Origin of the sequence: Streptomyces sp. NBC_01408 (assembly GCF_026340255.1) — a bacterium.
Lineage (GTDB): Bacteria > Actinomycetota > Actinomycetes > Streptomycetales > Streptomycetaceae > Streptomyces.
The window spans coordinates 2,387,615-2,410,722 of record NZ_JAPEPJ010000001.1; the positions used below are offsets into that span (position 1 = coordinate 2,387,615).

Annotated in this window: 18 protein-coding genes and 1 tRNA gene; 8 read left to right on the top strand and 11 right to left on the bottom strand. The window is 71.5% G+C overall.

Translation table 11 applies throughout. The features are described from left to right. Positions 1-3: 3 nt before the first annotated feature. The gene (locus OG447_RS10935; protein ID WP_266936294.1) at positions 4-1,689 is read right to left on the bottom strand and encodes a sensor histidine kinase; all 1,686 of its coding nucleotides are present in this window, start codon (positions 1,687-1,689) and stop codon (positions 4-6) included. A gap of 249 nt (positions 1,690-1,938) precedes the next feature. On the opposite strand from OG447_RS10935, the gene OG447_RS10940 reads away from it, so the two are divergent. Beyond that, positions 1,939-2,895: a kinase gene (locus OG447_RS10940; RefSeq protein WP_323181751.1), complete on the top strand. Its 957-nt coding sequence runs from the start codon at positions 1,939-1,941 to the stop codon at positions 2,893-2,895. Positions 2,896-2,957: 62 nt separating this feature from the next. Here OG447_RS10940 and OG447_RS10945 read toward each other — a convergent pair whose 3' ends face one another. Next, entirely contained in the window at positions 2,958-3,938 is a 981-nt protein-coding gene (locus OG447_RS10945) for a TauD/TfdA family dioxygenase (protein WP_266936295.1), read from the bottom strand. Positions 3,939-4,062: 124 nt separating this feature from the next. Between OG447_RS10945 and OG447_RS10950 the strand changes: the two genes are divergently transcribed. Next, positions 4,063-4,893 (top strand): alpha/beta fold hydrolase, encoded by an 831-nt coding sequence (locus tag OG447_RS10950; RefSeq protein ID WP_266936296.1) that lies wholly within the window; start codon positions 4,063-4,065, stop codon positions 4,891-4,893. A gap of 79 nt (positions 4,894-4,972) precedes the next feature. Here the strand turns inward: OG447_RS10950 and panD are convergent, their stop codons facing one another. Beyond that, positions 4,973-5,389, bottom strand: coding sequence for an aspartate 1-decarboxylase (gene panD, locus OG447_RS10955; RefSeq protein WP_266936297.1), 417 nt, complete (start codon positions 5,387-5,389; stop codon positions 4,973-4,975). Between the two features lie 427 nt (positions 5,390-5,816). Here panD and ppc point away from each other — a divergent pair, with 427 nt between their 5' ends. Together ppc and OG447_RS10965 are read left to right on the top strand one after the other, a co-directional pair. Beyond that, positions 5,817-8,510, top strand: a complete 2,694-nt coding sequence (gene ppc / locus OG447_RS10960) for a phosphoenolpyruvate carboxylase (protein WP_266938827.1) — start codon at positions 5,817-5,819, stop codon at positions 8,508-8,510. 101 nt (positions 8,511-8,611) lie between these two features. After that, positions 8,612-9,199 (top strand): Uma2 family endonuclease, encoded by a 588-nt coding sequence (locus tag OG447_RS10965; RefSeq protein ID WP_266936298.1) that lies wholly within the window; start codon positions 8,612-8,614, stop codon positions 9,197-9,199. A 3-nt stretch (positions 9,200-9,202) separates the two neighbouring features. Here the strand turns inward: OG447_RS10965 and pth are convergent, their stop codons facing one another. The 5 genes from pth to OG447_RS10990 all read right to left on the bottom strand — a co-directional run bounded on the left by pth (position 9,203) and on the right by OG447_RS10990 (position 13,390). Beyond that, positions 9,203-9,793: an aminoacyl-tRNA hydrolase gene (gene pth / locus OG447_RS10970; RefSeq protein ID WP_266936299.1), complete on the bottom strand. Its 591-nt coding sequence runs from the start codon at positions 9,791-9,793 to the stop codon at positions 9,203-9,205. A gap of 91 nt (positions 9,794-9,884) precedes the next feature. Further along, on the bottom strand, positions 9,885-10,469 hold the full coding sequence (locus tag OG447_RS10975; protein ID WP_266936300.1) for a 50S ribosomal protein L25/general stress protein Ctc: 585 nt from the start codon (positions 10,467-10,469) through the stop codon (positions 9,885-9,887). Positions 10,470-10,651: 182 nt separating this feature from the next. Then, positions 10,652-11,629, bottom strand: coding sequence for a ribose-phosphate diphosphokinase (locus OG447_RS10980; RefSeq protein WP_031138975.1), 978 nt, complete (start codon positions 11,627-11,629; stop codon positions 10,652-10,654). A 134-nt stretch (positions 11,630-11,763) separates the two neighbouring features. Then, a complete protein-coding gene (glmU, locus tag OG447_RS10985) occupies positions 11,764-13,209 on the bottom strand; it encodes a bifunctional UDP-N-acetylglucosamine diphosphorylase/glucosamine-1-phosphate N-acetyltransferase GlmU (RefSeq protein ID WP_266936301.1) in 1,446 nt (481 codons plus the stop codon). Between the two features lie 109 nt (positions 13,210-13,318). Further along, positions 13,319-13,390: transfer RNA gene (locus OG447_RS10990), tRNA-Gln, on the bottom strand. Positions 13,391-13,556: 166 nt separating this feature from the next. Here OG447_RS10990 and OG447_RS10995 point away from each other — a divergent pair. Beyond that, a complete protein-coding gene (locus OG447_RS10995) occupies positions 13,557-14,888 on the top strand; it encodes a histidine kinase (RefSeq protein ID WP_266936302.1) in 1,332 nt (443 codons plus the stop codon). Positions 14,889-15,351: 463 nt separating this feature from the next. Here OG447_RS10995 and OG447_RS11000 read toward each other — a convergent pair whose 3' ends face one another. Both OG447_RS11000 and OG447_RS11005 read right to left on the bottom strand, forming a co-directional pair. Continuing rightward, complete coding sequence (locus OG447_RS11000) at positions 15,352-15,861, bottom strand: SUKH-3 domain-containing protein (protein ID WP_266936303.1); 510 nt, start codon at positions 15,859-15,861, stop codon at positions 15,352-15,354. A 2-nt stretch (positions 15,862-15,863) separates the two neighbouring features. Further along, complete coding sequence (locus OG447_RS11005) at positions 15,864-16,472, bottom strand: YwqJ-related putative deaminase (protein ID WP_266936304.1); 609 nt, start codon at positions 16,470-16,472, stop codon at positions 15,864-15,866. 228 nt (positions 16,473-16,700) lie between these two features. On the opposite strand from OG447_RS11005, the gene OG447_RS11010 reads away from it, so the two are divergent. Beyond that, the gene (locus OG447_RS11010; protein WP_266936305.1) at positions 16,701-17,696 is read left to right on the top strand and encodes an SMI1/KNR4 family protein; all 996 of its coding nucleotides are present in this window, start codon (positions 16,701-16,703) and stop codon (positions 17,694-17,696) included. A 7-nt stretch (positions 17,697-17,703) separates the two neighbouring features. Continuing rightward, a complete protein-coding gene (locus OG447_RS11015; protein WP_266936306.1) occupies positions 17,704-20,310 on the top strand; it encodes an SUKH-4 family immunity protein in 2,607 nt (868 codons plus the stop codon). 146 nt (positions 20,311-20,456) lie between these two features. Here the strand turns inward: OG447_RS11015 and OG447_RS11020 are convergent, their stop codons facing one another. Then, complete coding sequence (locus OG447_RS11020) at positions 20,457-21,674, bottom strand: RNA-guided endonuclease TnpB family protein (RefSeq protein ID WP_266936307.1); 1,218 nt, start codon at positions 21,672-21,674, stop codon at positions 20,457-20,459. A gap of 144 nt (positions 21,675-21,818) precedes the next feature. On the opposite strand from OG447_RS11020, the gene OG447_RS11025 reads away from it, so the two are divergent. Continuing rightward, positions 21,819-22,712, top strand: a complete 894-nt coding sequence (locus tag OG447_RS11025; protein ID WP_266936308.1) for a DivIVA domain-containing protein — start codon at positions 21,819-21,821, stop codon at positions 22,710-22,712. Positions 22,713-23,108 lie beyond the last annotated feature (396 nt).

Here is a 23,108-nt window from a genome sequence, read left to right on the forward strand (position 1 = left end):
GGCTCAGGAGGCGCTCGGCCCCCCGGGCAGCACGTCCTTCGAGACCAGGCGCTCACCGGAGTAGCACAGCCGGTAGATGTCCACCTGGTCCAGGACGTTCCCGTTCGACCGGTAGAACGCGCAGGACGTGCCGGGAACCCGGGGGGCCGACCGGACGCTGTCGGACGGGTAGCGGTACTCCTGGTGCGGCAGCCGTCCGGTGAACTCGGTGCGCTGCTGACCGACCTCTATGGCCGAATAGTCCGTGGGGCGCAGCACCGACGAGGACAACTGGTAGGCGAGGTAGGCGGCGGTCGGCAGCACGCTGAGGGCGGCCGCCGCGGGCAGGGCGAACGCCACCGCGAACCGCAGCCAGGCGGTACGCCGGGCGTCCCCCAGCCGGCGGTCCGACTCCGCGCCGGGGGGCGGCGGCGTCTCCTGCACGGCCTGGTCCGGCGGTGTCGCGCCCACCCGGTCGGGCATCCGGGCGGTCACCCGGAACCCTCCTTCGAACGGTTGGGCCACCAGCACACCGCGCAGCGCGGTCACCCGCTCGCGCAGCCCCTCCAGCCCCCGGTTGCCGGAGATCGCCCCCGGCAGCGGACCGGCGGGCGGAGCCGAGTTGGTCACCCTCGTCTCGGTGAGCCCGTTCTCGTGGGAGATCAGTACGTGGACGGCGCTGCCCGGGGCGTGCTTCGTGGCGTTGGTCAGCGCTTCCTGCACCACGCGGTACACGGCGTGCCCGATCAGCGGGGACAGTGCGGGACTCTCCCCGGAGCGCTCCAGCGTCACGGCCATGCCGGAGGCGGCCGCCCGGTCCAGGAGCTCTTCCACGGACTCGACCGTCGACTCCTTCGGGCCCGTCTCCCTGTCGTCGCGCAGGACGGTCACCGTCTCGCGCAGCGCGTCCACGGCCTCCGACACGGTCCTGCGCAACTCGGCCACGTCGTCGCGGTCCTGCTCGCTCAGCGTCGGCGAGAGTTCCAGCGCGCCCGCCCGCAGGGCGATGAGGCTGAGCACGTGCCCGAGGGAGTCGTGCATGTCGGAGGCGATTTCGGTCCGTTCGCGCAGTCGCGCCTGCACCGCCGTGAAGCGCTGCTGCTCCTCCAGGCTCCGTGCCAGCCGCCAGCCACCGCGGACCAGCGCCAACCGGGCCTGCTGGTACCGGCCGACGAGCCAGGGCAGCAGCAGAGCCAGCGGCAGCATGGAAATGGTGTAGAACCACCACACGGCGCCGACGCCCAGTACCGCACAGACCGCGAAGTCCACGGTCAGGCAGGCGGCGAGCACCAGGAGCGGATTGAACCGCGAACCGCCGCGGACACCCATCAGGTAGGTCATCACGGCCAGCGCCAGCGCGTACGCGTTCCCGGGGCTGGACCCGTTCGCCAGACCCGCGGCACACAGCCCGTTGACGGCGAACACCGCTGCCCCCGGCCACCGGCGGCTCGCCGGGACGGCCACGGCGAGCACGACCGCGGGAAGGACCAGACCCTGGGCGACGGAGGGCCGTTCCGTGTCCGGGAAGCCGACGACGCCAGCCGTGGTGAGCACCGCCCACAGGGCCACGTCGCGCAGCACCGTCCTCAACGTCGGGGCGGGTCCGGACGGGTTCTTCCGCGCACCCTCTTCATCGATCTCGCTCTCCCACATCACCCGCCCGACCCTATAGACCAGCCCGTGGACCGGGTTTGGGGAGGTCACGAGCATGCCAGCGATCAGGGACTTTGCGAGAGGGATGGAGATCGTTGACACGGTCGGCGGTCCCTTGGCACCGTCTCTCAAGGAGAGCGCCGCCGCCCCCGCGAACCCGGCGGGGAAGCCGTGCGCACAGCACGGCACGGCACCGGACGCCCGGTTCACGAGCCGGGGGCAGAACCGACACCCGGCGAAGTTCTCACGCCCACCGGACGGGGCCACGGCGCCCCGTATGTACGCGACCTCGCCAGGAGCCCTGCCATGACCGCTGATGCCCTTGCCGGCTCCATGTCCGGGACGACGGCGAACCCGTCGGCTGCCTGTGTCGCCGACCGGCAGGGGACGATGACCGGTGTCAGCACCGCCTTCGGTACGTTCGGTGAGCTGCTCCAGGGCGTCCTGCCGGGCCCAGAGGGGGACTTCCTGGTGACGCTGCCCATCGCGCGCTGGACGGTTGCGACGTTCCGCACCGATCCCGGCAACAGCGCGGTGCGGGTCCTCCCGGGGCACAAGCACAAGGCCGGCCGCCTGCTGTCGATGATCCTGGAGGACGTGCCCGTACCCACAGGGGGAGTCCTCACCCTGGACAGCACGCTGCCGGAGGGCAAGGGTCTCGCCAGCTCCTCCGCCGATCTGGTGGCCACCGCGCGGGCAGCGGGCAACGCACTCGGCATCGCCATGCCGCCGGAGCGGATCGAGTCCTACCTGCGCAGGATCGAACCGACCGACGGAGTGCTGTACGAGGGCATCGTCGCCTTCCACCACCGACAGGTCCGGCTGCTGCGCCGCCTCGGTCTCCTGCGCCCGATGACCGTCGTAGGGATCGACGAGGGGGGCATGGTCGACACGGTCGAGTTCAACCGCCTGCCCAAGCCGTTCTCCGCCGTCGAACACCGCGAGTACGGGCGCCTGCTCTCGCGGCTGGCCGACGCGGTGCACGCCGGGGACCTGGCGGAGGTGGGCGCCGTCGCGACCCGGAGCGCGCAGATGAACCAGGTCCTGCGCCCCAAGCGGACCCTGGAGTCCATGATCGCGTTGTGTGAGGACATCGGGGGCCTCGGTGTCGTCGCCGCGCACAGCGGGACCTCGCTCGGCATCCTGATCGACAACGCCGACCCGGAGCGGAGCCGCAAGCTCGTACGGGCGGTCCGGGCCTGCGCCGTCCTGGCGGGCAACGTGACCACGTACCAGACGCTGAGCTTCGGGCCGTACGCGTGAGCCGGCCGCCGAGGCGTCCGGGGCGGACGGCGCCGTGTGCCGTCCGCCCCGGACCTCGACCGCTAACCGTGCAGCCGCGGCAGGGGGTCTCCCAGGGCCACGACCATCTCGCGCTCGCCGCCGTAGGGCTCACGGCTGTGCGAGGTACCGATGTTGTCCACCAGCAGCAGGTCGCCGTCGCGCAGCGGCACCCGCATGGCATGACGGTCGTACACCGCGTTGATCGTCTCGACGATGGCGGGGGTGAGCGGGGTTCCGTCTGCGAACAGCGTGTTGAAGGGCAGTCCCTCGGCCCCGAACTCGCTCACGAGGAATTCACGGACGGCCGGATCCATGGTCCACTCGTTGAGGAACGCGATCTGGTTGAACCAGCACCGCCGACCGGTCACCGGGTGCGTGACCACGGCGGGCAGCGTCTGGCGGGTGTGCAGGCCGCCGCCCGGAGAACGGCTGAACCCGATGCCGTGGAGGCGGCAGTACGCGTCGACGGCCGCGGGGTCGTCGGTGCCGAAGGCCGCCGCGGAGGAGAGGCCGACCAGCTGGTCGTAGTTGCGTACGAGCTGCCAGCCGTCCTGGGCGAAGGGCTCCAGGATCTCGGCCGGGAGATCGTCGAGGACCTTCGAGGCGTCCGCGAGGGACACCGCTCCACCCGTGGTGCCCGCGCTCAGGCAGGAGAAGATCATCCACTGCGGATGGCGGGGTGCGCTGGTCAGCTCGTGGTGCATGCACATGGGCTGGTCGGGCGGCCACTCCGTGGACGAGTAGACCCCGCCGGGGAGTGCTTGGCGCGGCGCGAACCCTTCGACCTCCCGCATGAGCTCGGAGGTGAGCGCGCGGCTCGCCGCGGCGGCGTGCTCGTGCGTGCGTATGTCCAGCCCCCGCACCAGGACCGCGCCTCTTTCCAGGGCGGTCGCGCGGAGTTCCGCCGCGCTTTCCGCAAGCCGGTCCAGCGCGTTCGCCGCGGCCACCGTGACGACGGGAATTCCGGTTTCGATACTGTCCGGGAGTTCCCGGGTGGACAGCTCGGTGGTTCCGGGTGTCATGGGTGCGTCCTTTCGGATTTTCCTCGCGATGGTGCGAGCGAATACATCACACAACACCATCAGCTGGAAATGAAAGTGTTTAACCCAGGCGCGATTGTTGCTGAACAGGGACCGAGGAGGGTTCATGCCCGTAGTCGTTCGTGACGGATTCAGGGTGAATTACCAGGACGTCGGAAGCGGCTCCCCGGTGGTTCTCATCATGGGATCGGGCGGCACCGGAAGGGTGTGGCACCTCCATCAGGTGCCGGCGCTGGTCGCCGCGGGTCACCGGGTCATCACCTTCGACAACCGGGGGTTGTCCCAGGGAGGAGGGGCGCCCGCGGACTTCACCATCGACGACATGGTGGCGGACGTGGCCGCGCTCATCGAGCACCTGGACGCAGGGCCGTGCTCGGTCGTCGGAACCTCACTGGGCGCGCGCATCGCCGCCGAGCTCGCGCTCGCCCGGCCGGAACTGGTGAGCGGACTCGTCCTCATGGCGGCCCGCGGCCGCAGTGACGCGATGAGTACGGCACTGGTCCTCGCCGAGCGGGAACTGGACGAGCTCGGGATCGAGCTGCCCCCGCGCTACCGGGCGGTGGTGCAGGTGCTCCAGCAGCTCTCCCTGAGCACCCGCACCGACGACCTGCGCACCGCCGACTGGCTCGACCTCTACGAACTCGCAGCGCCGGCCGAGGCCGCCGTCCGGGCCCAGCGCGGTCTCTACCCTATGCCCGACCGGCTCGCGGCCTACCGCGGCGTCCGGGTGCCGTGCCACGTGATCAGCTTCTCCGACGACGTGCTGGCGCCGCCGGCCAGGGGCCGGGAGATCGCGGACGCCATCCCGGGGGCGACGTTCCAGGTGCTCGACGGCTGTGGTCACATCGGCTACCTCGAGGAACCGGCCGTGGTGAACGCCGCCCTGACAGCCGTCCTGCGTACGGAGCGGGACCACGCGGTCCTGCGGGCCGGATAGCGGGTCCTCCCGGCGACCGGGACCACCCCGGACAACGGCCGCGGGCGGGACGCCCTCTGCGACCGCTGCCCGGGGCTCGTCACGCGTCGATCATGTCTCCGCGCTTCAGCTCCGAACCGGCGGGCACGTCGGCCGGGTCGGCGCCGAGACTGACCACTCTGTTCTCCTGGTCCACGAAGACGACCCGCGGCTCCAGGGAGGCGGCTTGCTCGTCGCCCACCATTGCGTACGCGATGATGATGACCAGGTCCCCGGGGCTGATGAGGCGGGCGGCGGCCCCGTTGATTCCGATGATCCCGGAATTCCGAGGACCCTCGATGACATAGGTGGAAAGACGGGCACCATTATCGATGTCGACTATGTCGACGCGCTCCCCGGGGAGCAGATTTGCCGACTCCATCAAGTTGGCGTCGATGGTGAGTGACCCCACGTAGTGCAGGTCTGCCTGCGTCACTGTTGCCCGATGAATTTTCGACTTCATCATGGTTCGATACACGAGTCTCATTCCTTGGTCGGTCTGCCCGCGATCATAGTTCCAATAATGGAATAAGGGTAGGAGTAACTGCCAGGAAAAGCGTTCCGCGGAAGCCCAGGGCTCGCAGGCCATTAACGCCCCGTCTTGATCCCGCCGGGCAGGCGGACGCGGCCCCACGGCCCGGCCGCGAGCCGTTCGCGACCACCAGCTGACACATTTGCCCAGGCACACGGCTCGGACACCTATCCTGGTGTCGTCGGACAGCGCGGTCCGCACGGGCAGCCCGAGCTGCGCATCAGGAGCAGCAGAGCTGCGCGCGATCGGGTGCCCACCGCCCAGTAGCGCTCGAACACTGCAAGGAGCCGCACCTGTGAGCAGTGCTGACCAGGCCCCCCAGGCCGCCCAGCAGGCCGCCCCCGTCACCTCGGCCGCCACCGCCAACGCAGAGCTGCGCGCGGACATCCGCCGCCTCGGTGACCTCCTCGGCGAGACCCTCGTACGCCAGGAGGGCCAGGACCTCCTCGACCTCGTCGAACGCGTCCGCGCCCTCACCCGCACCGACGGCGAGGCCGCCGCCACGCTTCTCGGCGACACCGACCTCGAGACGGCCGCCAAGCTCGTGCGCGCCTTCTCCACCTACTTCCACCTCGCCAACGTCACCGAGCAGGTGCACCGCGGCAAGGAGCTGCGCGCCCACCGCGCGGCCGAAGGCGGCCTCCTCGCCCGCACCGCGGACATGCTCAAGGACGCCGACCCCGAGCACCTGCGCGAGACGGTCCGCAACCTCAACGTCCGCCCGGTCTTCACCGCGCACCCCACCGAGGCGGCCCGCCGCAGCGTCCTCAACAAGCTGCGCCGGATCGCCGCGCTGCTGGAGGAGCCCGTCACGGGCGCCGGCGACCGCCGCCGCCACGACCTGCGCCTCGCCGAGAACATCGACCTCGTCTGGCAGACCGACGAACTGCGCGTGGTCCGCCCCGAACCGGCCGACGAGGCCCGGAACGCCATCTACTACCTCGACGAACTGCACGCCGGCGCGGTCGGCGACGTACTCGAGGACCTCGCCGCCGAGCTCCAGCGCGTCGGCGTCGAGCTGCCCGCCGGCACCCGCCCGCTCACCTTCGGCACCTGGATCGGCGGCGACCGCGACGGCAATCCCAACGTCACGCCCGAGGTCACCCGCGACGTCCTGATCCTCCAGCACGAGCACGGCATCACCGACGCTCTGGAACTGATCGACTTCCTGCGCGGACTGCTCTCGAACTCCATCCGCTACACCGGAGCCACCGAGGAACTCCTCGCCTCCCTCCAGGCCGACCTGGAACGCCTCCCCGAGATCAGCCCCCGCTACAAGCGGCTGAACGCCGAGGAGCCGTACCGCCTCAAGGCCACCTGCATCCGGCAGAAGCTCCTCAACACCCGCGAGCGCCTCGCCAAGGGCATCCCGCACGAGGAAGGCCGCGACTACCTCGGCACCGCCGAGCTCCTCACCGACCTCACCCTCATCCAGACCTCCCTGCGCGAACACCGCGGCGCCCTCTTCGCCGACGGCCGCATGGACCGCACCATCCGCACGCTGGCCGCCTTCGGCCTCCAGCTCGCCACGATGGACGTGCGCGAGCACGCCGACGCCCACCACCACGCGCTCGGCCAGCTCTTCGACCGGCTCGGCGAGGAGTCCTGGCGCTACGCCGACATGCCCCGCGACTACCGCGGCAAGCTCCTCGCCAAGGAACTCCGCTCCCGCCGCCCGCTGGCGCCCACCCCGGCCCCGCTCGATGCCGCCGGACAGAAGACCCTCGGCGTCTTCTCCGCGATCAAGGACGCCTTCGAGAAGTTCGGCCCCGAGGTCATCGAGTCCTACATCATCTCGATGTGCCAGGGCGCCGACGACGTCTTCGCCGCCGCCGTCCTCGCCCGCGAGGCCGGACTCATCGACCTCCACGCAGGCTGGGCCAAGATCGGCATCGTCCCGCTCCTGGAGACCACCGACGAGCTGCGCGCCGCCGACGTCATCCTCGACGAGATGCTCGCCGACCCCTCCTACCGGCGCCTGGTCTCCCTGCGCGGCGACGTCCAGGAGGTCATGCTCGGCTACTCCGACTCCTCCAAGTTCGGCGGCATCACCACCTCCCAGTGGGAGATCCACCGCGCCCAGCGCCGGCTGCGCGACGTCGCCCACCGCTACGGCGTGCGCCTGCGCCTCTTCCACGGCCGCGGCGGCACCGTCGGCCGCGGTGGCGGCCCCTCCCACGACGCGATCCTCGCCCAGCCCTGGGGCACTCTCGAAGGCGAGATCAAGGTCACCGAACAGGGCGAGGTCATCTCCGACAAGTACCTCGTCCCCTCGCTCGCCCGCGAGAACCTCGAACTGACCGTCGCGGCCACCCTGCAGGCCTCCGCCCTGCACACCGCGCCCCGCCAGTCCGACGAGGCCCTCGCCCGCTGGGACGCGGCCATGGACACCGTCTCCGACGCCGCGCACGGCGCCTACCGGGCACTCGTCGAGGACCCGGACCTGCCGGCGTACTTCTTCGCCGCCACCCCCGTCGACCAGCTCGCCGACCTGCACCTGGGCTCGCGCCCCTCGCGCCGCCCCGACTCCGGCGCCGGACTCGACGGCCTGCGCGCCATCCCGTGGGTCTTCGGCTGGACCCAGTCCCGCCAGATCGTCCCCGGCTGGTACGGAGTCGGCTCCGGCCTCAAGGCCCTGCGCGAGGCCGGCCAGCAGGACGTCCTCACCGAGATGGGCGAGCGCTGGCACTTCTTCCGCAACTTCCTGTCCAACGTCGAGATGACGCTGGCCAAGACCGACCTGCGGATCGCCCGCCACTACGTCGACACCCTCGTGCCCGACCACCTCAAGCACGTCTTCGCCCGCATCGAGGCCGAGCACGAGCTCACCGTCCGCGAGGTCCTGCGGATCACCGGCGGCGACAAGCTCCTGGACTCCCACCCGGTGCTCCAGCAGACCTTCGCCGTCCGCGACGCCTACCTGGACCCCATCTCCTACCTCCAGGTCTCCCTCCTCGCCCGCCAGCGCTCCGCCGCTGCCCGCGGCGAGGAGCCCGACCCGCTCCTCGCCCGCGCCCTGCTGCTCACCGTCAACGGCGTCGCCGCAGGCCTGCGCAACACCGGCTGATGCCGCCCGTATCCGTGTCCGTCACCCGTTGTGATGACGGACACGGATACCCGGCGCTACGGTGGGTCTCCAGGACCACAATCCCGTCCATGGGAGCAACCATGACCGCCGAGCCCGTACACGACTGGTCTAGGCCGCCGTTGGACGGGTACACGGTGGACGACCTGCTGACGCTGCCGGATCTCCCGCGACACACCGAGCTGATCGACGGGAGCCTGGTCTTCGTGAGTCCGCAACGCTTCATCCACTCTGATCTCATCGACTTTCTTGCCACCCGGCTGCGGGTCACCGCCCCCCGGCAAGTGAAGGTCGCCCGTGAGATGACCGTGGTGATCGACAAGCGCAACGGGCCCGAGCCGGACATCTCGGTCGTGCGGCGAGAAGCCTGCACGAGCCCCATGCAGACCCACTTCTACGCCGCCGACGTCCTGCTCGCAGTCGAGGTGGTCTCGCCCGAGTCCGAAGCCCGGGACACCAAAACCAAGCTGCACAAATATGCTGCTGCCGGCATCCCGAACTACTGGATCGTCAAGATCGAAGGCGACGAAGCGATCGAACCGGTCGTGTACCTCTATGAGCTGGACCCCCACACACGTGCCTACGTCTGCCAGGGGATCCACACCAAGCCGTTCAGCGTCGACCGACCCTTCGCCGCCGAAATCGACTTCGACGGGCTCGACGAGCTGTAGCCGTCAGGAGTTGTACGTCGACTGCGCGCGCTCCAGACCCTCCTGGATCAGGCACTCCACGGAGTCGGCCGCCCGGTCCACGAACCAGTCCAGCTCCTTGCGCTCCGTCGACGAGAAGTCCTTCAGCACGAAGTCCGCGACCTGCATCCGCCCCGGCGGCCGGCCGATACCGCAACGCACCCGGTGGTAGTCCGCACCCATCGACTTCGTCATCGACTTCAGCCCGTTGTGCCCGTTGTCCCCGCCGCCCAGCTTCAGCCGCAACGTCGGATAGTCGATGTCCAGCTCGTCGTGGATCGCCACGACCCGTTCAAGCGGCACCTTGTAGAAGTCCCGCAGCGCCGTCACAGGACCGCCCGACAGGTTCATGTACGTCATCGGCTTGGCCAGCACCACCCGACGGTTCGCCGGCCCCGGCGGGCCCATCCGGCCCTCGACCACCTGCGCCCGCGCCTTGTGCGCCTTGAACTTCCCGCGGATCCGGTCCGCCAACAGGTCGGCCACCATGAAACCGATGTTGTGGCGGTTGCCCGCGTACTCCGGTCCGGGGTTGCCGAGGCCGACGATCAGCCAGGGTGCCGCGTCGTCCGACATCAAGAGCTCCTTATACGAAGACGACCGCCGTCCCGCTCCAGTGGAGCCGGACGGCGGTCGGTCAGCAACTGCTGAGGGGTGAGGGCGAGGCTCAGGCCTCGGTGCCCTCGGCGGCCTCGGCGGCCGGCTCCTCGGCCTGCGGGGCGACGACCTGGAGGACGGCGATGTCACCGTCGACGGCCAGGGTGGTGCCCGCCGGGAGGACCAGGTCCTTGGCGTGGATGGTGGCGCCGGCCTCGAGGCCCGCGATGGAGACGGTGACCTCGGTCGGGATGTGCGTGGCCTCGGCCTCGACGGAGATGGTGTTCTGGAGGGTCTCCAGCATGTTGCCGCCGACGGCCAGCTCGCCCTCGGTGACGATCGCGACGTCGACGGTGACCTTCTCGCCCTTCTTGACGATCAGGAAGTCGACGTGGGAGATCGAACGCTTCAGCGGGTGCTTCTGCACGGCCTTCGGGATGACCAGCTCGGCGGCGTCGCCCTCGATGTCCAGGGAGATCAGGACGTTCGGGGTACGGAGCGCCAGCTGCAGCGCGTGGGCGTCCACGTTGACGTGCTTCGGGTCGGTGCCGTGGCCGTAGATGACGGCGGGGGTCAGGGCGTCACGACGGGCCTGACGGGCAGAACCCTTGCCGAATGCGGTGCGGACCTTGGCGGCAAGCTTGATCTCGGACATGCTCACTCCTCGTGGGGTGACGGAAATGGACGGAAGTCACCCGGCCGAAACGGCCTGCTACGAAGAGCGCGTCGATAACGGAGCATCCGCACCCGAAAACAGGTACGGCCTCCCTCGCCGAGCAACTCATGGAGTGTACCCGGAGCGGGAGGCCGCGCCCAAAAGGATCTAGCGCCTAGCGGTTACTGCTGCTCCTCGAAGAGGCTCGTCACCGAACCGTCCTCGAAGACCTCGCGCACCGCGCGCGCGATCATCGGGGCGATCGACAGCACCGTGATCTTGTCGAGCTCCAGGTCCGACGGATCCGGCAGGGTGTTCGTGAACACGAACTCGCTGACCTTGGAGTTCTTCAGACGGTCGGCCGCCGGACCCGACAGGATGCCGTGCGTCGCCGTCACGATGACGTCCTCTGCACCGTGCGCGAACAGCGCGTCGGCCGCCGCACAGATGGTGCCACCGGTGTCGATCATGTCGTCGACCAGCACGCAGACACGGCCACGGACCTCACCGACGACCTCGTGGACGGTCACCTGATTGGCGACGTCCTTGTCGCGGCGCTTGTGGACGATCGCCAGCGGCGCGTCCAGGCGGTCGCACCAGCGGTCGGCCACGCGCACACGGCCGGCGTCCGGGGACACGATCGTCAGCTTCGTACGGTCCACCTTGGCGCCCACGTAGTCCGCCAGGACCGACAGAGCCGAAAGGTGGTCCACCGGGCCGTCGAAGAAGCCCTGGATCTGGTCCGTGTGCAGGTCCACCGTGAGGATGCGGTCCGCACCCGCCGTCTTCAGCAGATCGGCGACCAGACGCGCCGAGATCGGCTCGCGGCCCTTGTGCTTCTTGTCCTGACGGGCATACCCGTAGGACGGCACGATCACGGTGATGGAGCGCGCCGACGCGCGCTTCAGCGCGTCGATCATGATCAGCTGCTCCATGATCCACTTATTGATCGGAGCCGTGTGGCTCTGGATCAGGAAGCAGTCCGCGCCACGAGCCGACTCCTGGAATCGGACGTAGATCTCACCGTTCGCGAAGTCGAAAGCCTTGGTCGGCACGAGGCCGACTCCCAACTGGTGTGCGACCTCCTCGGCCAGCTCGGGGTGGGCGCGGCCGGAGAAGAGCATCAGCTTCTTCTCGCCGGTCGTCTTGATCCCGGTCACAGCACTGTCTCCTCAGACGTGTTGAAAGCTGCTCGCCCCCATGTGCGTCCGTCCCGCACACGGTGAGCCAGCCGAATTGCGTGCACCTATCACGGTACGCCGTCCCGGACGTACCTGTTTCCGGTCAGTTCACCTCAACGGCCGTCGTGGTCCACCTGGACCGCCGACTGGGCCGCCGTCGCGGCAGCACTTCCGGGACGCTTACGGGCCACCCAGCCCTCGATATTCCGCTGCTGGCCACGGGCCACGGCCAGCGCGCCGGGCGGCACATCCTTGGTGATCACGGACCCGGCGGCCGTGTAGGCCCCGTCCCCGATCGTGACGGGCGCCACAAACATGTTGTCCGACCCCGTCTTGCAGTGCGAGCCGACGGTCGTGTGGTGCTTGTGCTCGCCGTCGTAGTTCACGAAGACGCTCGCCGCGCCGATGTTCGTGTACTCGCCGATCGTCGCGTCGCCCACGTAGGACAGATGGGGCACCTTGGTGCCCTCGCCGACCTTCGCGTTCTTCATCTCCACGTACGTACCGGCCTTGGCCTTCCGGCCCAGCTCAGTACCCGGACGCAGGTACGCGAAGGGGCCGACGCTCGCCGCCTCGCCGATCACGGCGCTGTCCGCCACCGTGTTGTCCACCCGGGCCCCGGCACCCACCCGGGTGTCCTTCAGGCGGGTGTTGGGGCCGACCTCGGCGCCCTCGGCCACGTGGGTGGCGCCGAGCAGCTGCGTCCCCGGGTGGATCAGGGCGTCCTGGCCGAAAGTGACGCTCACGTCCACGAACGTACTGGCGGGGTCCACCACCGTCACGCCCGCGAGCATGGCCTGCTCCAGCAGGCGCGCGTTCAGCAGGGCGCGGGCCTCCGCGAGCTGGACGCGGTTGTTGATGCCGAGGATCTGCCGGTGGTCGCTGCCGACCGCCGCGCCGACGCGGTGCCCGGACTCGCGGAGGATGCCGAGGACGTCGGTCAGGTACTCCTCGCCCTGGCTGTTGTCGGTACGCACCTTGCCGAGGGCATCGGCCAGCAGCGCCCCGTCGAAGGCGAAGACCCCGGAGTTGATCTCCCGGATCGCCCGCTGGGCGACGGAGGCGTCCTTGTGCTCCACGATGGCGGTCACGGCCCCGCCGGCGTCGCGCACGATGCGCCCGTAGCCGGTGGAGTCGGGCACCTCGGCGGTGAGCACGGTGACGGCGTTGCCGTCGGCCTCGTGCGTCGCGGCCAGGGCGCTCAGGGTCTCGCCCGTCAGCAGCGGGGTGTCACCGCAGACGACGATCACGGTGCCGGTGATCTCGCCGCCGAGCTCTTCGAGGGCCATGCGGACGGCGTGGCCGGTGCCGTTCTGCTCGTACTGGACGGCGGTGCGGACCTCCGCGTCGACGGCGGCGAGGTGCGCGGTGACCTGCTCCCGGGCATGCCCGACGACCACGACGAGGTGGGCGGGGTCCAGCTCGCGGGAGGCGGCGACGACGTGACCGACGAGCGAGCGCCCGCAGATCTCGTGCAGAACCTTGGGAGTGGCCGACTTCATGCGGGTGCCTTCACCCGCTGCGAGTACGACGACGGCTGCCGGGCGGTTGGCGCTCACGGGGATGCCCTTCGGCTTCGGGGGTGGACCCGTGCAGGATACCGGTGGCTCCGGGGCCGGAAACGAAGCCGGGTCCCGACCGCTGAGGTCAGGACCCGAACGTGCTCAGCTCCCCTGTCAGGACTCGAACCCGAACATAAGGCACCAAAAGCCTCAGTGCTGCCAATTACACCACAGGGGATAGTAACCCAGCCCAAAGTGGACATCTTGCCCTGCCGTCCCAGCTGGACGTCCCTACTATGCCGCACCATGCGCCCTCAATGCGACGGTAAAGGCCCTCGCGCTACCCGGGGTTTGCGCGAATTCGGGGCGGCGGTGCGCCGGGGGCGCTGCGTACGCTGGGCGGCATGACCAGTACGGGGGAAGTGGAAGGCCGCGCTGGGCCGCCTTTGTGGTGGGTGCGGCGGCGCGATGCCGTGTGGGACCTGGGGCTCGGCGGGCTGTCGGCCCTGGAGTGCGGGTGGGAGGGGATTAACTTCGCCCGCGAGGCGGGGCTGCCGACCGCGGTCGGGGTGCTGTTCGGGCTGGTGGTGGGGTCCGTGCTCGTGCTGCGGCGGCGCTGGCCGATCGCCGTGGTGCTGGTGGGGATCGCCGTGGCCCCGGCGGCGATGGGGTTCCTGCTCGGGGTGGTGGGCCTGTACACGCTGGCCTCCTCCGAGGTGCCCCGGCGGATCACCGCCACGCTGGCCTCGATGTCGTTGGCCGCGACCTTCGTGGTGATGTACCTGCGGACCCGCGGGGACGTGGAGGCCGATACGACGCTGGTGGTGGTGCTGTCCGGGTTCGTGGCGGTGGCGCTGACCGTGCCGCCGGTGCTGTTCGGGCTGTACATCGGGGCGCGGCGGCGGCTCATGGAGAGCCTGCAGGAGCGGGCGGATTCGCTGGAGCGGGAGCTGTCGCTGCTGGCGGACCGGGCGGAGGAGCGGGCCGAGTGGGCGCGGACGGAGGAGCGGACCCGGATCGCGCGGGAGATGCACGACGTGGTGGCGCACCGGGTGTCGCTGATGGTGGTGCACGCGGCGGCGCTGGAGGCGATCGCGGCGAAGGATCCGGCGCGGGCGGCGAAGAACGCGGCTCTGGTGGGGGACATGGGCCGGCAGGCGTTGACGGAGCTGCGGGAGATGCTCGGGGTGCTGCGGTCGCCGGCTCCGAAGCCGAAGCCGGGCGCTGGGGCGTGGGCCGGCGGTGCGGGCGGTGCGCGTGCGGGGGGCGGCGGGAGTGCCGGGGCCGTCCGGCCCGCGGCGCCGGCCGTGGCGGTCGCCCTGGTGGGGACCTTCGACGACGGGCCCTCGCTCGATGAGCTGGAGGCTCTGGTGGGGCAGTCGCGGGCGGCCGGGATGGTCGTCGAGATGGTGGTGCAGGGGGCGCGGGCGGGGGCGGCGTATGCGGCGGAGGTGGAGCAGACCGCGTACCGGGTGGTGCAGGAGGCGTTGACCAACTGCCACAAGCACGCTCCGGGGGCGCGGGTCGTGGTGCGGCTGGCGCACCGGGACGGGGAGGTCGCGATGCAGGTGGAGAACGGGCCCTGTGACGGCGAGGTGAGCGGTGCGGGTCTGCCGAGCGGGGGCAACGGGCTGGTCGGCATGCGGGAGCGGGTGCTGGGGCTCGGCGGGGTGTTCGTGTCGGGTCCTACGGACGCGGGGGGCTTCCGGGTGTCGGCGGTGCTTCCGGCCGGGTAACCCGCCTTTGCCCCTGCGGGGGGCTTGGCGGGGCTTGGTGGGTGCGGCGCCGTTGCCGGGGGCGCTGCCCCCGGACCCCCGCGCCTCAAACGCCGGCGGGGCTGGGTTTGGCCCTGGCTTTGTCCCTGCGGGGGGCGTGGCGGGGCTTGGTGGGTGCGGCGCCGTTGCCGGGGGCGCTGCCTCGGGCCCCGGGCTTCAAGCGCCGGCGGGGCTGGGTTTGGCCCTGGCTTTGCCCCTGCGGGGGGCGTGGCGGGGTGTGCGGCGCCGTTGCCGGGGCGCTGCCCCGGGCCCCGCGCCTCAAGTGCCGGCGGGGCTGGGTTTGGCGTTGGGTGTGGGGCGGGGTCGCTCCGGAGTGTCTCCTCGGCTCGCGCACTTGGCCCCGGCTACGCGTGCCCGGCCCAGGTTGCGCGCTCGTCCTGCGGGGACACTCCTGCGCGGCCCCGCCCCACGCCTCGGCGGGGGGCTAGGCGGTGGTGAGGCGGGTTGGCTGGAGGCCTGTGAGGAGGAGGGTGAGGGCCTCGTCGACGCTGGAGCCCAGGTACCAGTCGCCGGTGTGGTCGATCCCGTAGACGCGGCCTTCGCTGTCCAGGGCGAGGTGGGAGCCCCGGTCCGCTTCGACGCCGAGGGGGCAGAGCTGGGTCGACAGGGCGCGGCCGAGGTCGGCGAAGGTGCGGGCGAGGTGGAGTCCGGTGAGGGGGTCGATCCGGACCGGGGTGGGCGCTATCTGGCGGCCGGGGCCCGGGGCGGTGACGGTGAGCCCGCCGAATTCCGCCCAGGCCTCGACGGCGGCCGGGAAGACGGTGTGGCGGTGCCCGGCGGGGGTGGTGTGGTCGCGCAGGGCGTCGGCCCAGTATTCGGCCTGCTTGATGTCCCAGCGGCCGGGCTCCCAGCCGGCGGTGCGCAGGGCGGAGTCCACGGCCACGGGGAACCGGGTGGCGGAGGAGCGGTCGTAGGAGGCTGAGGTCGTCGTCATGGCTACTCGGATGCGGTGAGGTCGACGGAGCGTACGCCGAAGTGGGCGAGGAGGGCGTCGCAGGAGCGACAGGGGGGTGCGTAGCTGCCGTGGAGGGGGTCGCCGTCCTCGCGGATGCGGCGGGCGGTGATCTTCGCGTGCTTGAGGGAGCGGCGGGCTTCGCTGGGGGTCAGTGGTTTGCGGGAGGCGCGTTTGCTGCGGGCGCCTTCGACGGCGGCCAGGTGGCGGGAGAGCAGGATCGCTTCCGGGCACCGGCCGGTGAAACGTTCGCGCTGGCCGCTCGTCAGGGTGTCGAGGAAGTCCTGGACGAGGGCGTGGAGCGCCGGCGGCTGGTCGGCTTTGCCGGCGGTGCCGGTGAGGGTTTCGCCGCGGACGGAGAGGGCGGCGGCGACGGTGGGGAGGATGCCGTCGCGGCGGAAGCGCAGGACGGGTGCCGAGGGGCGGCCGTCGGTGCTGCTCCAGCGCAGGCGGGGGTCGCCGACGGGGCCGGCGGCGGGGTCGCCCGCTTCGGCGGCCGCTGGGGCGGTTCCCTGCGGGCCGGGCGTTCCCGGCGTTCCCGGGGTTCCGGGGCCGGTGTCGGCCGGTTCTGTGCGTGTTGCCGTGTTCTGCATGTCGCGCTTTCCCTCCCGTGGCCGCGGTGGTGCCGCTGTCGCGCACGCCCCCGTGCTGCGGGGACAGCCTGCCAAATGTCACCTGTAGTGCGGAAGCGGGGTCGAATTTTCGTATCAATTCGGATGTTCCTGGCCCTTGCGGGGGCGTGCGGGTCACGGACGGCTGAGCCCCTTGCCCGAGCACATAGGCTGTGGTGAACCAGCCAGATCCAGCAGGGGGCTACCGCCATGACGACAGGTCGGCTCGGGCAGCAGGCCGCGCCACCCAACGCCGCGTACTCGGGGCAGGTCGTGCATTTCCCGGACCCGGTCCGGGCCGCTCGGCATCCCCAGGGAGTACGGATCGACGGGGGCGGGTATCCCGACTTCTCCCCGTACGCGCGCGCGGCGGTGGAGATCGCCGAACCGCCGGAGGGCTTCGGCGTGGACGAGCTGCGGCTGACGGACTGCGTGTCGGCGAACGCGGCGATGCGGGCCGTCGGTCACGAACTGTGGGACACGGTCGGCCCGGTGGCGACTCCGCACGGCTGGACCTGGCACCACGTGGCGGGCAGCCGGCGGATGGAGCTGGTGCCCGTCGAGGTGAAGGCGCTGCTGCGGCACCACGCGGGGCTGGTGACGGCGCCGGTGGACCACGAGAAGCGTGGGACGCGGCCGTTGCAGGAGGTGCGCCCGGTGCACATGGGGCTGCCGAAGTCGGTGGTCTCGGTGTCCGAGGGGCAGGTGCAGGGCGTCGAGGAGGATCTCGGCTACCGGCTGCCCGAGGCGTACCGCTCGTTCCTGAAGGCGGCGGGCGGCTGCGCACCGGTGGGCGCGGGCCTGGACGTGGACCTCGGTCTGCTGGTGGACCAGCCGTTCTTCACGGTGCGCGAGGAGGCGGCGGTCAACGACCTCGTCTACGTCAACAAGTGCCTGCGGGACCACCTGACGAAGGACTACCTGTGCGTGGCCTTCGCGCAGGGCGGGCTGCTCGCGCTGAAGGTCAGGGGCGAGGCGATCGGTTCGGTGTGGTTCTCCCCGTACGACGACGCGCGCGACCAGGACGGCTGGTCGGTGCAGGAGCGCGTGGAGCGGCTGTTGCTGCCGTGCGGCGGTGATTTCGACGCCTTTCTGGAGCGGTTGGCGGGAAACCCGCCGGAGCTTGAGACGGTGGCCGGTCTGATGGTGGACGGCGGATTCGCACGGTCGGTTCCCGTGGTGCGTTCCGGTTCGGATGAGGGGTGACGGCGCGGTGGTGACCTTTGCGCAGGCGCAGGAGCGCGCCGAGGAGTGGATCAACGGGGACGTGCCCGCGTACCAGCACCGTGAGGTGCGCGTACGGGAGTTCGGGCTCGGGTTCGTGGTGTGGGCGGAGGACCGTGCGGCGGGTCCGGTGTCGGGTGGCGGGCGGCAGCGCCTCGTCATCGCGCGGGACAGCGGTGAGGTGACGCTGTGGCCCGGTCTGCCGGTGGGTGAGGTGATCCGCCGGTACGAGGAGGAGTACGGGGCTTCGGCGGCTCCGGTGGCGGAGGCTTCGGTGCCGACGCCGCGGATCGATTCCGAGCAGACCTCCTTCATGCTCAGTCCGCCGGAGTGGTTGCAGGAGGCCGCGGACCGGGCGGGGATTCCGGGCGGTTCGCCGCGCCCGGCTCCGGCTGCGTCTGCTCCGGCTCCGGCCGAGGCCGCTCCGGCCGAAGCGTCCGCTCCGGTACCGGCGGAGCCGCTGGCCGCTTCCGGTCCGGCGCCCGCACCGGCGCCCGCACCGGCTCCGGCTCCGGTTGAGGCGGTGCCGCTGCGCCGCGGGGGTGAGATCCCGTACGAGCCCACCGCCAACGACGGGGTCCCGGTCGGGGCCACGCCGTGGGCCGGCACCGATGTGAACGCCGACGCGGACGACGTGTCCGTGCCGCTGCCCGCGACCGTGTTCGCGCCGCCGCTGTCGGGTTCGGACCTGGACGACGCGCCGTCGTCCGGGGTGGCCCCGGAGGCGAAGACCACGCTGATGGCCGGGGGCAGCCAGCTCCCGAAGACGACGGTCTCCCCGGCGCTGGGGCATGTCCCCGGCGCCGGCGCGGCTGCGGGCCCCGGCGCGGGCCCCGGCGCGGGCCCCGGCGGGGGTCCGGGCTCGGGTCCGGGCTCTCGCGCGGGTGACATCGCCGACGCGCCGACGAGCAAGGCCCAGGTCAGCCCGCCCCGCGGTCCCGCGGGTGGTCCGGGCGCCGGGCAGCCCGCGACGCCTCCGGGCCCGCCCGGAGCTCCCGGTACGCCCGGCGGCGGCGCGCACCATGCCGCCACCATGCTGGCCGGTCCCGGTGTCCCGCAGCCGCCCGGTCCGCCGGGTGTGCCCGGTGGTTCTTCCGGTGGGGGGCAGCTGCCCGCGCCTCCTGGTCCGCCCGGTGCTCCGGGTGGTGGGTTGGACCATGCCGCGACGATGCTGGCCGGCCCGGCCGTGGTCGGGCAGCCGCCCGCGCCTCCCGGTCCGCCGGGTGTGCCCGGTGGTTCCTCCGGTGGGGGGCAGCCGCTCGCGCCTCCTGGTCCGCCCGGTGCTCCGGGTGGTGGGTTGGACCATGCCGCGACGATGCTGGCCGGCCCGGCCGTGGTCGGGCAGGCGCCCGCGCCTCCCGGTCCGCCCGGTGCCCCCGGTGGCGGGGCGCACCACGCCGCGACCATGCTCGCGGGCCCCGGCGTACCCCAGCCTCCCGGTCCGCCCGGTGCGCCCGGTGCGCCCGGTGCGCCTGGCGCTCCCGGTGTGCCCGGTGGCGGGCTGGACCATGCCGCCACGATGCTGGCCGGTCCGCCCGTGGGGCGTCCGCCCGGTCCTCCCGGCCCGCCGCCCGGAGCGCCCGGAGTCCCCGCGGCGCAGCCGCCCGCACCCACCGGTGCGCCCACCGTGGGGCCCGGCTACCAGGCCGTGCTCCGCTACCGTGCCCCCGACGGCTCCGAGCAGCAGCTCATCCGCCGTTCGGCGCCCGGTACCCCGCACCCCGAGTGGCAGATCCTGTACGAACTGCGCGCCATGAACGTGCCGCCGCAGCAGGTGCTGGAGCTGCACACGGAGCTGGAGTCCTGCGAGCTGCCCGGCGGTTACTGCGCCCGGATGATCCGGGAGACCTGGCCGCAGGTGCGGATCACCAGCGTGGCCCCGTACGGCAAGGACCACGCGGGCCGGCAGCAGGGCATGCGGCACCTGCTGACGCATCAGGGCGAGCTGCACCAGGTGGCGGACGGTCCGGCGCGCCCCGCGCCGGTACGGGCGCCGCTGCCGCAGGTTCCGCTCCAGCCGGCGATTCCGCTGGAGGCCATCGCGCAGGAGCTGGCGGGCGCGTTCGGTCCCCAGGGGGTGTTCCGCTTCGACCAGCGGGCGGTGTCCCGTCAGGGCGTGCCGGAGATCGTGGCGCAGACGCTGATGTTCTCGGGGCTGCCCGTCGATTTCGGGCCGTTCTTCTGGGCGCAGGCGGTTCCGGGTCAGCCGGTGCCGACGCTGGCCGAGATGGCGGCGCAGCGGCAGGTGCAGCCGGCGTCGGACGCGGGCTCGTACCTCGTGGTCGGCAGCGACTTCGGCAAGGCGCTCTGTGTGCAGTACGGGACGGCGCACATAGTGGCGGTGCCGGTGGAGGGCGGTCCGGGCGGTGCTCCGGTGCCTCCGCAGTTCGTGAACTCGAGCCTGCCGCAGTTCGCGCGGTGCCTGGCGTTGCTGGGTCACATGTGGCGGCTGCGTCAGCATCTGACGCCGGAACAGGCGGGGCGCTGGACCGTCGATTTCCAGGCGAATCTGGCGGGGCTGGACAGTGCGGCGCTGGCTTCGCCGGAGAACTGGTGGTCGGTGCTGCTGGAGCAGATGTGGGACGGACTGCTTTGACGTCCGCCTGAACGGACGATCAGTTGGATGGCCGGGTCGGGACCCTCGGAGGGGGTCCCGGCCCGGCCATTCCGACTTCTGGGCGCAAATGGCGCATCCTTGACAGGAAGCTCGCGAGAGAGGCGCTTCCAGGTTGGCATCCCCCTTCAGCGAGAGGGGGCTCCCACCCTCACGGGTGGGCTTTCCTGCTTCACCACGGACCGCCCTGACCGAGAGGAGGACTCCCGTTGAGGTCTTACGTCCGCTCCACAGGCAGTAACCGCCAGCCCGGCGGCCAGAAGATTCACGGCTGCGTTCGCGTCCCGGTCGTGGGTCGTCCCGCAGTTCTCACACGTCCACTCGCGGACGTTCAGCGGCATGTTGTCGGCGACGACCCCGCAGGCCGAGCACAGTTTGGAGCTGGGGAACCACCGGTCCACGATGATCAGATCCCGCCCGTACCAGGCCGTCTTGTACTCCAGCATCCGCCGCAGTTCTCGCCATGCCGCGTCGGTGATGGCGCGGGCGAGCGTGTGGTTCTTGAGCATGTTGCGGACGACGAGGTCTTCGATCACGAGCGCTTGGTTTTCGCGCACGAGTCGAGTCGTCAGCTTGTGCAGGTGATCCCGGCGGCGGTCGGCGATCCGCGCATGGATCCTCGCCACCCGGGCGCGGGCCTTGGCGCGATTTTTGCTGCCTTTCTCCTTCCGCGACAGGACCCGCTGAGCCGCCACAAGCCGCTGGCGGTCACTGCCCTCGTGCTTCGGATTGCTGATCTTCTCGCCGGTAGACAGGGTGATCAGGGTGGTCAGCCCGGCATCGAGGCCGACTACGTTCGTAGTGGTGGGCATCGGGGCGGGAGTGTCGTCGCAGAGCAGGGACACGAACCAGCGCCCGGCACTGTCCCGGGAGACCGTCACCGTCGTCGGCTCCACGCCCATGGGCAGCGGACGGGACCACACCACGTCCAGCGGGTCCGCCATCTTCGCGAGCGTTATCCGGCCATCGGCGTAGCGGAACGCGCTGCGCGTGTACTCCGCCGAGGCGCGGGACTTTCGCTTGGACTTGAAGCGCGGGTACTTCGCACGCTTTCCCCAGAACCCCGCGAAGGCTGTCTGCAGATGTCGCAATGCTTGCTGAAGTGGAACCGAGGACACCTCGGCCGGATAGCTCAGTTCTTCGGTCCTCTTCCAGGCCGTGAGCATCGCCGACGTCTGCGTGTAGCCCACCCGCTCGCTGGAGGCCGCCCACGCCTCGGTGCGGGCTGCGAGGGCCAGGTTGTAGACCTTCCGCACACAACCGAACGTCCGCGAAAGCTCAGCAGCCTGCGCGCTGGTCGGATAGAAGCGGTACTTGAACGCCCGCTTCACGGAAGAAGCCCCCACGCCCTGGACGCTAGGCGCAGTCAGAGTCGAACACAAGCGCAGGTCACAGCATCACGTAACGGCACTCCGCCGCTGTGCGGCTCCGGGCCGACGGTGTGGTTCCTCCCCTGACTGAGCCGGGGGTTTTCACGCAAGGAGATTGAGATGAGTGCACCCATGTCGCCTCAGGGCTCGGGTTTCGCGACTGTGCGCGGCCGCGGCTACCGCACGGAAGAGGTCGACCGGTATCTCGCCCGGCTCTCCGGCAGCCGTGACGACGCCTGGGAGCGCGTGGCGCGGCTGACGGTCCTGGCGAAGCGGATGGAGGAGGAGGCGGCGCGGCTGCGCGAGGCGGTCTCGGAGCTGGCCCCGCAGACGTACGACGAGCTGAGCGAGCGCGCCCGCCGGATCCTGCTGCTGGCGCAGGAGGAGGCCGATTGCGTACGGACGGACGCGCGGGCGGACGTGGCCACGACGCTGGGCGCCGCCGAGGCGCACGCGGACCGGGTGGCGGAGCTGGCGCGGGGCGACGCGGAAGCGGTGCGCGAGCAGACGGAGGTGCGTGCCCGGCAGGGCCTGCTGCGGGCGCAGCGGGAGGCCGACGACCTGCGGGCGGGGGCCCGGGACGACGCGGCGCAGTGGCGGGCGCACGCGCAGGCGGCGCTGGTGGAGACGCGGCGGCGGTCGGACGCGCTGCTGGCCGAGCGGGAACAGGAGCAGGCGGAGCGCCGGGAGGCGGCCGAACGGGAGCTGGCGGAGCGGGAGGCGGAGCTGGAGGCGCGCCACGCGGAGCTGGACCGGTACGCGGAGGCCCGGCTGGCGGAGGCCCGCCGGGGCTTCGCCGAGGCGGAGGAGTCGGCCCGGCACGGTCAGGAGGACGCGGAGGCGCTGGCCGCCGAGCTGGTCGCGGAGGCGCGGGTGGCGGAGGAGCGGACGGGGCGGGAGACGGAGCGGATCCTGCGGGAGCACGCGGAGTCCCAGGAGGAGATGCGGGCGCACATGAACCACGTCCGGGCCAGTTTGGCGGCCCTGACGGGCCGGGCTCCTGCGGAGGGCTGAGCGGGGTCCCTGGCGGGGGCCGTGCTCCTGCGGAGGGCTGGGCTGGGCGGTTCGGGTCGGCTGCCCCGCGCTCCTGGGCTGGGCGGTTCGGGGTTGGCTGCGCCGGGCCGGCCGGGCTTCGGGGGACGGGGCCGGGGTGGGGTGTCGGCCGGGACTCATGATTTATGGCGCCCTGGGCCGGCTTCGTCGGCGCAGCCTGTGGGTGCGCCAACAAATCACGTTCTACGTCCCGGCCGACACCCCACCCCGTCCCCGTCCCGGGCACCTTCCAGCCTCGCCGGCGTTTGAGGCGCGGGTCCGGGCAGAGCCCGGGAAACGGAGAAAGGGCGGGGTGGGGGAGAAGCTCCGCGCAGCGGCCCCGGCCCCGGCCCCGGCCCTGGCCCCGGCTCCGCGCTC